Annotated in this window: 11 protein-coding genes and 1 pseudogene; 4 read left to right on the top strand and 8 right to left on the bottom strand. The window is 74.9% G+C overall.

What is annotated here, in order from left to right; all coding sequences use genetic code 11:
- Together AB0C69_RS27755 and AB0C69_RS27760 are read left to right on the top strand one after the other, a co-directional pair.
- Window positions 1-1021 (top strand): annotated as a pseudogene (locus AB0C69_RS27755) (hypothetical protein); the annotation flags it as partial.
- A gap of 8 nt (window positions 1022-1029) precedes the next feature.
- The gene (locus AB0C69_RS27760; protein WP_360358154.1) at window positions 1030-1770 is read left to right on the top strand and encodes a YoaK family protein; all 741 of its coding nucleotides are present in this window, start codon (window positions 1030-1032) and stop codon (window positions 1768-1770) included.
- Between the two features lie 15 nt (window positions 1771-1785).
- Here AB0C69_RS27760 and AB0C69_RS27765 read toward each other — a convergent pair whose 3' ends face one another.
- The 7 genes from AB0C69_RS27765 to AB0C69_RS27795 form a co-directional block, all read right to left on the bottom strand.
- Window positions 1786-2094 carry an MGMT family protein gene (locus tag AB0C69_RS27765; protein ID WP_345184540.1) on the bottom strand — a complete coding sequence of 103 codons (309 nt, stop codon included), beginning with the start codon at window positions 2092-2094 and terminating at the stop codon, window positions 1786-1788.
- 4 nt (window positions 2095-2098) lie between these two features.
- Complete coding sequence (locus tag AB0C69_RS27770; RefSeq protein ID WP_353835646.1) at window positions 2099-3364, bottom strand: S8 family serine peptidase; 1266 nt, start codon at window positions 3362-3364, stop codon at window positions 2099-2101.
- Window positions 3358-4110, bottom strand: coding sequence for a hypothetical protein (locus tag AB0C69_RS27775; RefSeq protein WP_360358155.1), 753 nt, complete (start codon window positions 4108-4110; stop codon window positions 3358-3360). The genes AB0C69_RS27770 and AB0C69_RS27775 overlap by 7 nt, the downstream gene beginning before the upstream one ends.
- A 24-nt stretch (window positions 4111-4134) precedes the next feature.
- Window positions 4135-5355, bottom strand: a complete 1221-nt coding sequence (locus AB0C69_RS27780; protein ID WP_360358156.1) for a S8 family serine peptidase — start codon at window positions 5353-5355, stop codon at window positions 4135-4137.
- An 11-nt stretch (window positions 5356-5366) separates the two neighbouring features.
- Complete coding sequence (locus AB0C69_RS27785) at window positions 5367-6287, bottom strand: hypothetical protein (protein WP_360358157.1); 921 nt, start codon at window positions 6285-6287, stop codon at window positions 5367-5369.
- Window positions 6288-6435: 148 nt separating this feature from the next.
- Window positions 6436-6627: a CsbD family protein gene (locus tag AB0C69_RS27790; RefSeq protein WP_345186698.1), complete on the bottom strand. Its 192-nt coding sequence runs from the start codon at window positions 6625-6627 to the stop codon at window positions 6436-6438.
- A gap of 57 nt (window positions 6628-6684) precedes the next feature.
- Window positions 6685-6876 (bottom strand): hypothetical protein, encoded by a 192-nt coding sequence (locus tag AB0C69_RS27795; protein ID WP_345186695.1) that lies wholly within the window; start codon window positions 6874-6876, stop codon window positions 6685-6687.
- A 218-nt stretch (window positions 6877-7094) separates the two neighbouring features.
- Here AB0C69_RS27795 and moeZ point away from each other — a divergent pair, with 218 nt between their 5' ends.
- Window positions 7095-8276 carry an adenylyltransferase/sulfurtransferase MoeZ gene (gene moeZ / locus AB0C69_RS27800; protein ID WP_360358158.1) on the top strand — a complete coding sequence of 394 codons (1182 nt, stop codon included), beginning with the start codon at window positions 7095-7097 and terminating at the stop codon, window positions 8274-8276.
- A gap of 85 nt (window positions 8277-8361) precedes the next feature.
- Here moeZ and AB0C69_RS27805 read toward each other — a convergent pair whose 3' ends face one another.
- Entirely contained in the window at window positions 8362-9078 is a 717-nt protein-coding gene (locus tag AB0C69_RS27805; RefSeq protein WP_360358159.1) for a TetR/AcrR family transcriptional regulator, read from the bottom strand.
- A gap of 164 nt (window positions 9079-9242) precedes the next feature.
- On the opposite strand from AB0C69_RS27805, the gene AB0C69_RS27810 reads away from it, so the two are divergent.
- A complete protein-coding gene (locus AB0C69_RS27810; protein WP_360358160.1) occupies window positions 9243-11405 on the top strand; it encodes an MMPL family transporter in 2163 nt (720 codons plus the stop codon).
- The last annotated feature ends 103 nt before the right edge of the window (window positions 11406-11508 follow it).

Below are 11508 nucleotides of genomic sequence, written 5' to 3' on the forward strand. Positions count from 1 at the left end.
GGCACTGCTCGAACGCTGGGAGGCCGGGGAGTCGGAGCTGGAGGCGCCGGCGCCACGCCGCTCGCTCATCCGCGTGCTGCCGCGGCGGCGCGTCCTGCAGCCGGAGCCCGCCGCGGCGGGCGGCGGCGACGGCGGCGGCGTGGCCGTCCTCGACCACGGGCCCGGCTCCGGGTCCGGCGGCGGCTCGTCCACCGTGCCCGGACCCCGCTCCGGCGGATCGGGCGAGGCGGGCGACGCGGGCGAGGCGTCGGACGAGATGACGCGGCGGGCGCTGTCGTCGCTGAACGGCGGCGACCGGCCGGGCGCGGACTGCCCCCGGCGGTCCAAGGCGTTCGCCGCGATCGTCCCGCTGGCCCTGATCGGCCTCGTCGGCTACATGATGCTGGGCAAGTTCACCGGGCTCGTCCCGGAGGTGGTGGGCGGGGACGCCGCCGCGCTCGTCGGCGGGGTCGCCACGGCGCTGCTGCTGGCCGCCGCCATCGCCAAGGACGGCCGGGGCAGCCTGGAGCGGTGCGCCGACCACATCGTGGACGGGCTGGTCTTCGCGATGAAGGCGATGGGGGTCGTGATCCCGATCGCCGGGTTCTTCTTCATCGGCAACGCCGACTTCGCCGGGAAGATCATGGGCATGGAGGAGGGCGCGAAGGCGCCCGGCTTCCTGTTCGACGCCGTCGTCCGGATGCAGGACGCGATCCCCGACAGCCAGTACGTCGTCGGCTTCGGCGTGCTGATCATCGGGATGGTCACCGGGCTGGACGGCTCCGGGTTCTCCGGGCTGCCGCTCACCGGCTCGCTGGCCGGCTCGCTCGGCCCGGCCTCCGGCGTCGACCCGGCGCTGCTCGCCGCGATCGGGCAGATGGGCTGCATCTGGGCCGGCGGCGGCGTGCTGATCGCGTGGTCGTCGCTGATCGCGGTGGCCGGGTTCGCCCGCGTGCCGGTGCTCGACCTCGTCCGCCGCTCGTTCCTGCCCGTGATCGCCGGCCTCGTCGTCGCCACGGTCGCCGGTCTGATCATCTACTAGGGAGCACGGTGACCGCGTCCTCCGACCTGTCCGATCCGCCCCCCGCCGCCGCGCCCGCCGCGGCGGCGTGGGGCCCGCCGCGCGCCGCCCTCCGGTGGCGCGCCGCGCTCCTGGTCCTGCTCACCTTCGGCGCCGGGACGACCGACATCGTCGGGTTCCTCGGCATGGAGAAGGTCTTCACCGCCAACATGACCGGCAACATCGTGCTGTTCGGCCTCGCCGCCGGCGAGGGGAACGGCGCCGACCTGGCCCGCTGCGGCGCCGCGACGCTCGCGTTCGCGCTCGGCCTGCTCGCCGGGTTCCTCATCGCGGGACGCACCACCGCCGGACGGGTGTGGCCGCCCCGCGTTACCGCCGTCCTGGCGTTCGTGCTGGCGCTGCAGACCGCGTTCCTCGCGGGGTGGGCCGCCGCGGGCGCCGAGCCGCGCGGCGGCGGGCTGCTCGCCCTCGTCTCCCTGTCGTCGGTGGCGATGGGCGCGCAGACGGCGGCGGCGCGCAGCATGGCCGCCGACGGGATCACCACCACGTTCGTCACCGGCACGCTGACCTCGATGATGGGCGGTCTCGCGGTCGGGCAGGGCGCGGCGGCCGGGCTGCGGACCGCGGTGATCCTCAGCCTCGCCGCCGGGGCGGCGGTGGCGGGCGCGCTGATGACCAGCGCCCCCGTCGCGGCCGCGGCCGTCAGTCCCGCCGTGCTGGCCGTGGTGATCGCCGGCGCCTTCCGGCTGCACCCGGCCCGGACGTCCTAGGCCGGTTCCGCCCGGTCAGGCGGGGCCCGTCCAGCGGGCGCGGGCCATGTCGACGCGGCGGCCGTCCGGGCGCAGCGGCGTCCCCTCGGCGCGGTAGTTCTCGTGGGCCCGGAGCTCGTGGCCGCTCGGCGGGTTCCCGTCCGCGCGGATCACCCGCCACCACGGGACGGCGCCCCCGTACAGCGACATCACGCGCCCGACCTGCCGCGGCCCGCCCCGCCCGACCAGCTCGGCCACGTCTCCGTAGGACAGGACGCGGCCCGGCGGGATGCGCTCCACGGCGTCCAGCACCGCCTCGGCGTACTCGTCAGGTTCGGACCACATCCGCTCATTCTCCCGGATCCCGCTCGGCGCGCAGCAGGACGGCGGCGCCCGCCAGGCCGAGCAGGCACAGCGCGCAGATCAGCGAGTAGGCGAGAACGAGACCGCCGGAGCGGTGGACGACCTGGACGGGGCGGACCGGACCGGTCGCGAACCGCTTCCCGGCGGGCAGGCCCGCACCGTCCGTCCGGGCCCCCGCCAGGGCGTCGGACGCGGCGAGCGCGGCGGCGGCGTCCACCCGCCCGAACCCGACGCCCCGGTCGTAGCCGCGCGCCGGGCGGTTCGCGGTGCTCGCCGCGACGGCCTGCGTGACCAGTGCGGGTGCGAGGCCGCGGTGGCGCGACCGGATGAGCGCGGCGACGCCGGAGACGAACGCGGTCGCCGGGCTCGTGCCGTCCCCGATCCAGTACCGCCCGTCCGGGCCCGCGCCGACGATCCGCACGCCGGGCGCGGACACGACGACGCCGGAGTTGCGGTTGGAGAACCCGGCGTGCCGGCCCCGCGCGTCCACGGCGGCCACGGAGATCACGCCGGGGAACGACGCCGGGTACAGGTACCTGGTGGAGCCGCCGCTCCCGGGCCGGGGGGCGCCGCGCGCCGGGGCGGGACGGCCGCCCGCGCCGCGCGGGTCGTCCTCGGCTCCGCTGTTGCCGGCGGCCGCGACCACGACGACGTTCCGGCTGATCGCGTAGGCGACGGCGTCGCGCTCGCGCGGCGTGGGGTAGGAGCGGCCGAGCGACAGGTTGACCACGTCGGCGCCGTGGTCGACGGCGTACCGGATGCCCTGGGCGATCGTCCCCGTGTAGCGCGCGCCGCCGGTGAACTCCGCGAAGCCCGGCTCGTCGCGTTCCAGGATCACCCGCAGGGACAGCAGGCGGGCCTCGGGCGCGACGCCGACGACCCCCTCGGCGCCGCCGGGGCCGTGCCCGTGCCCGGCGATGATCGACGCCATGTTGGTGCCGTGCAGCCGCTTCGGCGGGACGCCGGGCGGGTTCGCGCCGCGCGTGTAGTCGGGCCCGGTGGTGACGGAGCCCGCGAGGTCGGCCTGGCCCTCGTCCACACCCGAGTCGAGGACGGCGACGGTGACGCCGCCGCCCTTGGACATCGTCCAGGCGCGCGGCACGTGCAGCGACTCCAGGACGGGGGTGACCGCGTCCCGCACCGGGTCGGAGGCGAGGGCCGCGCTCCGGGGTCCGGCGGCGCGGGCCGGCGGCGCGGCGGGGGCCGCGGCCAGCGCCACCGCGGCGGCCCCGGCCGCGGCGCGCCTCAGCACCGCCACTCCCGGGCGCCGCAGCGGACCTCAGCGGGTGCGGTCAGCGGCCGCAGGACGCCCTGGACGAGCTGCGGCGCCAGCTCGGCCGCGTCGGCCGGCGAGCCGCGCATCGCGGGACGCCCGTCGGCGTACCCGGCCGTCGCCGCGACCACGTACGGGCCGCGCTGCGCGGCGGTGGACGCCTGCCGGGCGGCGTCGCCGAACCGGGCGGCCACCGAACCCGGGAGCGGCAGCGCGCGCAGCCCCGGGCCGGGCTTGCGGGACGGGAAGAAGGCGACGGCCTCGCGCGCGGACCGCTCGTCCGGGAGCACGACCACGCCGACCGTGACCGCGAGCCCCTGCGCCTGGTCGAGGTAGGTGGCGCGCAGCACGGCGCGGCAGCCGCGGGCCGTCAGGGTCCCGGCGAACGCGTCGTCCACGGCCGTCTCGCAGCGGGTGTCGGGGCCGATCCCCACCCGGCGGGCCGTCTCGGCGGACGCCTGGCCGAGCCGGTAGGCCAGGCCCGCGGGGAAGATCCGCCCGGCCGTCCAGGTGCGGTAGCGGCCGGACCGCTCCGCCGCCGCGGCCTCCGCGCGCTCGGCGGGGGTGGGGGCGCGGGTCAGCTCGGAGGTCAGCCGCACCCCGGCCACGAGCAGGACGGTCGCGCACGCCGGCGCGGCCACCAGCGCGGCCGTCCTGCCGGAGATCCGCCGTCCGGCGCCCGGTTCCGGCTCGCCGTCCGGAGCGGAGATCTCGGCGCGCGACACCAGCGGAGCGTAGCCCAAGGCGGCTCAGGACGGGGCGGCGGGAGGCCGCGCGGAGTGGCGCCGCCGGAACGCGACCGCGAGCGCGAAACCTCCGGCCGTCCCGCCGAGCCCGAGCAGCACGATCACGATGACCAGCGGGCGGACCCAGAAGGGCCGCTCGATGACCTCCACCGGGCCGGGGTCCTGCTTCCCGAACCGCTGCCCGGCGGGCTTGGCCTGCGCCGGGCCGGGCGACGCCGAGGCCAGCGAGTCCGCCGCCGACAGGGCCCGGGCCGCGTGCACCTCCCCGAACCCGATCTCCGGGTCGTAGCCCCCGGACGGGCCGTGCCGGGTGCTCTGGATCAGCGCCTGCGCGACCAGCGCGGGCGCCATCCGGGGGTGCTTCGCGCGGATCAGCGCCGCGATCCCGGCGACGATCGCGCTGGCGTCGCTGGTGCCGCTGCTCGCGAAGTACCGGCCGCCCGGCGCCCCGACGGGCAGGCCCGTGCCCGGCGCCGACAGCAGCACCGAGTAGTTGCGGTTGGAGAACGGCGCGCGGGAGTGGCCGGGCTCGGTCGCCGCGACCGCGATCACACCGGGGAAGGACGCCGGGTAGAAGTACGGCGCGAACCCGTCGCCGTCCAGCAGCCGCTCCTCGTCGCCGTCGTTGCCGACGGCCGAGACCACCACGACGCCCTTGCCGATGGCGTAGCCGACGGCCTCGCGCTCGGCCGGGTCGTCGTCCCCGCTGCCGAGCGACAGGTTGATGACGTCGGCGCCGTGGTCGGCGGCGTAGCGGATGCCGCGCGCCACCGCTCCGTTCGCGCTGCCCGCCGCCCGGAAGCGGCGGTAGCTGGCGTCCTCCGGCTCGCCGATCGTCCGGACGGCGAGGATGCGCGCCTGCGGGGCCATGCCGATGACGCCCGACCTGCCGCCCGGGCCGTGCCCCTGCCCGGCGATCAGCGTCGACATCCCGGTGCCGTGCAGTCGCGCGGGGGTCGTCCCCGCGTCGATCCCGGCGAGCATGTTGGGGCCGACGGTGACCCTGCCGCGCAGGTCCGGCTGCGTGGGATCGACGCCCGAGTCGACGACGCCGACCGTCACGCCGGCGCCCTTGGTCACCTTCCAGGCGGTCTCCATGCCGAGCAGGGCGAGGACGGGGCGCTGCCCGTCCCGCACCGCGTCGGCGCGCGCGTGGACGGGCATCAGCCAGGTTCCGGCCACGACCACCGCCGCGGCGGCCGCCGGCAGACCGCGACGCCTCACCCGCGCCCCCCTCAGCATTGCCACTCGGGCTGGTCGCAGTCGGGCAGGGCCTTGGCCGACAGGGTCCGCGCGATCGCGTGGGCGATCTGCGGGGACACCGCGAACGGCTCGCCCGGGCGCGCCTTCTTGATCGCGGAGGCGGGGCGGCCGTCGGCCTGGCCGGACGTGGTCAGCACGACGTAGGGGCCCCCGCGGTCGATCGTCCGGTCCTGCCTGGCCTCGTCGGTGAAGCGGGCGGACGCGGTCCCCGGGAACGCGGCGGCGCGCAGGGCCGGGCGGACGGAGCCCGTCCCCTCCGGGCCCTGCGAGCCGGGCAGCTCCTTGTAGGCCCGGTCGGCCTTCCACGGGTCGGGGAACGCCACCACCCCGACGGTGACGACGACGCCCTGCAGCTGGTCGACGTAGGTCGCGCGCAGGACGGCCCGGCAGCCGTGCCTGACGATCGTCGTCGCGATCTCCTCGTCCACGCCCTGGACGCAGCCGGCGTCGGGGACGATCCCCGTCCGGGAGGCGTACTCGGTGTGGTTGCCCGTCGGACGGTAACTGAGCCGCTCGGGGAACACGCGCCGCGCGGGCCACGCCTCCCAGCGCTGCGCGACCTCCTTGTTGGCGGCGGTCTGGAGTTCGGCGTTGGTGGGCTCGCGCCTGAGGGTCGCCCAGGTGCCGACGAACGAGATCCCCGTGGCGATGAGGTAGCAGCAGCCGACGACGAGCGCCGCGAGCATCCACTGGCGGCCGGTCAGCCCCAGCACGGTCGGCGGGCCGCCGCCCTCGCCCGCCGGGCGCGGCGGCGCGCCGAACGGGCGCGCGGGCCCGGGGCGCGGGTTCGCGGGCGGGCCGGGCGGCCCGGGCGGGCGGAAGCCGCCGGGCGCGCCGGGCTGGTGCGGGGACCGCGGCGGGGGCGGCTGCTGGGAGGGGGGCAGGAATGCCACAACAGTCAAGATTAACGGCGCTTCGCGACATTCCGCCGGTCATCCCGCGAAGGCCGGGCATCGCGGCCCGGCGGAGAAAGGGAAGAGGCCCCTCCGCAGAGGGGCCCGCTTCACCAGGTTCCGCGGCCGGAGGCCGAGGTCCGCGGACTCACTCCACGGCCCGCTTCGCCTCCCTGGCGGCGTCCTTGGCCTTCTCGCCGACCTGCTTGGCGCCGCCGGTCGCGCGGTCGCTCTTGCCCTCGGCCTCCAGGTACGGGTCACCGGACTGGCGTCCGGCCTCTTCCTTGCCCCGGCCCTTGGCCTGCTGAGCCTTGTTCTTCAGCTTGTCGAGGAAACCCATGGTTCCTCCTCGTGTACGGAGAGTCGTCCAACCCGGCTATGCCCCTGAAAGCCCGGATTATGCGGAAGTCCGGGTGCCGCGGCGCAGCCGCTCGGCCTCCTCGTGGATGAGGGCCTCGGTCTCCAGGAGCTTCTGCTCGGCCTGCTCGGTGCGCATCCGCGCCCGCAGCTCGCGCTGGCTGGGCTTGCGCCGCCTCCCCGCCGTCCGGCGGCCGGCCCGTTCCCCCGTGAGCCTCTTCATGAACCCCATGCCCGTCACCTCTCCTCACCCGCGGCCGGTCCGGTCGCCGGCCTCGCGCCCGTACGGTGCCCCTTTTATGGCGATCCATTCCGGTAGCGGGGGAGACACCGGCGACCGTCCGGCGGGCGGCTGCCGGGAATGCCGCGGCACATGGCAAGGTTGTGCCGTGGGAGGACGATGACGTCCCGCCGTCCCTGAACGTCGAACGCCAGCACAGGAGCACTCACGTGTCGTTGCCACCTCTGGTCGAGCCCGCCCCGGAGCTCACCCGCGACGAGGTCAACCGCTACTCGCGGCACCTGATCATTCCCGACGTGGGCATGGCCGGGCAGAAGCGCCTCAAGAACGCCAAGGTCCTGGTCGTCGGCGCGGGCGGCCTCGGCTCCCCCGCCCTGCTCTACCTGGCGGCCGCCGGGGTCGGCACCCTCGGCGTCATCGACTTCGACGTCGTCGACGAGTCCAACCTGCAGCGGCAGATCATCCACCGGCAGTCGTCGCTCGGCAAGCCGAAGGTCGAGTCGGCCGCCGAGACCGTCCGCGACATCAACCCGCTGATCGACGTCGTGGTGCACGACGTCGCGCTCGACCGCGACAACGTCATGGAGATCTTCTCCGGGTACGACCTGATCGTGGACGGCACCGACAACTTCGCCACCCGCTACATGGTGAACGACGCCGCCGTCCTGCTCGGCAAGCCGTACGTCTGGGGCTCGATCTACCGGTTCGACGGCCAGGCGTCGGTGTTCTGGGCCGAGCACGGCCCCTGCTACCGCTGCCTCTACCCCGAGCCGCCGCCGCCCGGCATGGTGCCCTCCTGCGCCGAGGGCGGGGTGCTCGGCGTGCTGTGCGCGTCGATCGGCTCCATCCAGGTGAACGAGGCCATCAAGCTGCTGACCGGCATCGGCGAGCCGCTCGTCGGCCGGCTGATGGTCTACGACGCCCTGGAGATGACCTACCGCTCGGTCAAGGTCCGCAAGGACCCCGAGTGCCCGCTGTGCGGCAAGAACCCGACGCAGACCGAGCTGCTGGAGGACTACGAGGCCTTCTGCGGCGCGGTGTCCGACGAGGCCGCCGAGGCCGTCAGGGACTCCACGATCTCCGTGCACGACCTCAGGGCCATGCAGGAGCGGGACGACGACATCTTCCTCGTGGACGTCCGCGAGCCCAACGAGTACGAGATCGTCGCGATCCCGGGCGCCACGCTCATCCCCAAGGGCGAGTTCCTGAACGGCTCCGCCCTGGAGCGCCTGCCGCAGGACAAGAAGATCGTCCTGCACTGCAAGTCGGGCGTCCGCTCCGCCGAGGCCCTCGCCGTCGTGAAGAACGCCGGCTTCGGCGACGCCGTCCACGTCGGCGGCGGTGTCCTGGCCTGGGTCAACCAGATCGACCCCAGCCTCCCGTCCTACTGACGCCCGCCCGAAGGCCCCCGCACCCGTCCCGGGTCCGGGGGCCTTCCGCTGTCCGGACCCCGCCCGGCCGCCGCCCAGCCCTAGCTCACCCCCTGGGGGGCGCGTAGGTCAGGCCGAGTTCGACGGTCACCTCTTGGAGCATCAGCTCGAACATGGGGGCGGCGTCGCTCAGGGCGAACTCCAGGTGGCCGAAGACCTCCAGGCTGACGCCGCCCTGGAGCCTGATCCAGCACTTGAGGAACTGCTGGATCACCCCGAGCGGCAGGGCGATGCCGAGCACGTCGTCGCGGTAGCGGCGCAGCTCCTCGCGCAGGCCGGGGTCGATCTCCTCCTCGGGCATCACCGGGAACGGCTGCTTCCTCCACAGCTCCAGGAACAGGGCCATGAACGTCCAGCCGAACTGGCGGGCGCACTCCTCGGCGAAGTCGACCTCCTGCCGGTGCGCGGCGCCGCGCACGGGCGTCCCGAAGAGCAGCGAGTACTCGCGGGGATGCGCCAGCGCCCAGAGGCGGAACTGGCGGGCCACCGTCATGAACTTGCCGCTCATGTCGCCCTTCGGCACGTCCTCCATGGCCGCGTGCAGGTCTGCGGTCAGCTCGGTGAACAGGTCGCCGACCAGGTGCCGCAGCAGCTCGCCGTGGCTGCCGAAGTAGCGGTAGAGCGCGGGGGCGGTCATGCCCATCTCGCGGGCGATGGCGCGCAGCGTCACCGCTTCGGGGCCCTCCTCCACGAGGATCCGCCGGGCGGTGTCGGTGATCTCCCTGACGGTCGCGGCCCGCAGACGATCACGACGCGATGCCACCTCGCCCCCTCTCTGCCGGGTGCCCGGCCGTCACCGGCCGCCCTCGCATGATTCCTCAAAAACACCCTTGACGACAGCTAACGCTGTATGCGAAGTTAACGCTGTTCTCAGTTTACGGCGTTCACTGGAATTACTCAAGGTAACGGGGCTGGAGGAGGAGCGTCATGTTCGAGCGATGGGGCAGGTGGGTCCACCGGCGCAGGCGGTGGGTCCTCGCCGCCGCGGGGGCGTTCCTGGTGTTCGCCGCGGTGTGGGGCACGGGCGTCTTCGGCGCGCTGACCTCCTCCGGCGGCTTCGACACGCCGGGCAGCCAGAGCGCGACGGCGGAGCGGATCGCCGAGCGCGACCTCGGGCGGGACGGCGCCGACGTCGTGGTCCTCTACCAGGGCAGGACGACCGTCGACGACCCGTCCTTCCGGGCGTCGGTGAAGCGCGCGCTGGCCGCGCTGCCACCCGGCAAGGTCGCCAAGGCCAGCACGTACTGGACGACCGGCGCGCCGCAGTTCGTCAGCGACGACCGCAAGGCGACCTATGCCGTCCTCCAGCTCGCCGGCTCCGACGAGGCCGCCAGGGAGGACAACTACAAGGCGGTCGAGGACGACCTCACCGAGGTCGGCGGCGGGCTCACGGCGAAGGTGGGCGGCGCGGTCGGCACCGGCGTCGCGATCAACGAGCGCGTCTCCTCCGACATCGGCCGGGCCGAGGGCATGGCCATGCCGGTCCTGCTGGTGCTGCTGGTGCTGATCTTCGGCGGGCTGGTCTCGGCGAGCCTGCCGCTGCTGGTCGGCGGCCTGGCCATCCTCGGCTCGTTCACCGCGCTGCACGCGCTGGCCTACGTCACCGACGTGTCGATCTTCGCGGTCAACATCACCACGTTCCTGGGGCTCGGCCTCGCCATCGACTACGGGCTGTTCATGGTCAGCCGGTTCCGCGAGGAGATCGGCCGGGACGGCGCCTCCGCCGAGGACGCGCTGGCCGCCACCATGGCCACGGCCGGGCGCACCGTCGCGGTCTCCGGCGTCACGGTCGCCGTGTCGCTGTCCGGGCTGCTGCTGTTCGACCAGAACTTCCTGGTCTCCATGGGCTACGGCGGCATCGCCACCGTGCTGGTGTGCATGGCCGGGGCGCTGACCGTGCTGCCCGCGCTGATGGCCGTCCTCGGCCCGCAGGTGAACGCGCTGCCGATCCGGCGGCGCCGGGCGGCGGCCGGCGGCCGGTCCGACGGCTGGTGGGGACGGGTCGCGCGCAGCGTGATGCGCCGCCCGGTCGTCTACATGGTCGCGACGGTGGCGCTGCTCCTCGCGCTCGGCGCGCCCTTCCTGCGCATCAACTGGGGCGGCGTGGACGCGAAGGTGCTGCCGGACGGCACGGACGCGCGGGTCGTCTCCGAGACGCTGGAGACCCGGTTCCCCCGCAACGCCACCAGCCCCATCGAGGCCGTCGTGACCGGGACGTCCGACGGGGCCGCCGTCCAGGCGTACGGGGCCCGCCTGGACGCGCTGCCCGGCGTCACGGACGCGACGGTGACCGGCGCCGGCGGGACGACGACCCGGATCGCGCTGCGCTACGACGCCGACCCGTACTCCGGCGCCGCCCGCGACCTCGTCCAGCGGGTCCGGGACGTCCCGCCGCCGCCCGGCGCGCGCGCCTACGTCGGCGGCGAGACGGCCGACGTCGTCGACCAGCTCGACAGCATCGGCGCGACCCTGCCCTGGCTGGCCCTGCTCGTCGGCGGCGCCACGTTCCTCCTGCTGTTCCTGGCGTTCGGGTCGGTGCTGCTGCCGCTGAAGGCGATCGTCATGAACATGCTGTCGCTGTCGGCCACCTTCGGCGCGGTCGTGCTGGTCTTCCAGGACGGCCACCTGTCCGGCCCGCTCGGCTTCACCGCGACCGGCTCCATCTCCCCCGCGATGCCGATCCTCATGCTGGCGATGCTGTTCGGCATCTCGATGGACTACGAGGTGTTCCTGCTGTCGCGGGTCCGCGAGCAGTACGACCTGACCGGCTCCAACACCGCGGCCGTCGCCTCCGGCGTGCAGCGCACCGGCGCCATCATCACCAGCGCCGCGCTGCTGTTCATCGTGGTGATCGGCGCGTTCGCGACGTCCGGCATCACGTTCATCAAGATGACCGGCGTCGGGATGGCCGTGGCGATCCTGCTGGACGCGACGGTCGTCCGGGCGCTGCTCGTGCCCGCCACGATGCGGCTGCTCGGCCGCGCGAACTGGTGGGCGCCCGGCCCGCTGGCCCGGCTCTACGGCCGGTACGGGATCCGGGAGGGCGACGCCCCCGCCGCTCCCCCGTCGCGGCTGGAGCCCGTGGGCTGACGCCCGCCCCGGGGGGCGGCCCCCCCGAGTGGCCGCCCCCCCACCATCCCAAACCCCTCGCGGTCAACGACACCCTCAGTGGTGGGGAAGACGAGAGACGACA

Origin of the sequence: Actinomadura sp. NPDC048032 (genome assembly GCF_040653175.1) — a bacterium.
Taxonomy (GTDB): domain Bacteria; phylum Actinomycetota; class Actinomycetes; order Streptosporangiales; family Streptosporangiaceae; genus Spirillospora; species Spirillospora verrucosospora.

Coding starts and splice junctions, on each gene's coding strand:
- AB0C69_RS27765 (WP_345184540.1), bottom strand. CDS start 2,094: ATGTGGTCCGAACCTGACGAGTACGCCGAGGCGGTGCTGGACGCCGTG.
- AB0C69_RS27810 (WP_360358160.1), top strand. CDS start 9,243: ATGTTCGAGCGATGGGGCAGGTGGGTCCACCGGCGCAGGCGGTGGGTC.
- AB0C69_RS27790 (WP_345186698.1), bottom strand. CDS start 6,627: ATGGGTTTCCTCGACAAGCTGAAGAACAAGGCTCAGCAGGCCAAGGGC.
- AB0C69_RS27795 (WP_345186695.1), bottom strand. CDS start 6,876: ATGGGGTTCATGAAGAGGCTCACGGGGGAACGGGCCGGCCGCCGGACG.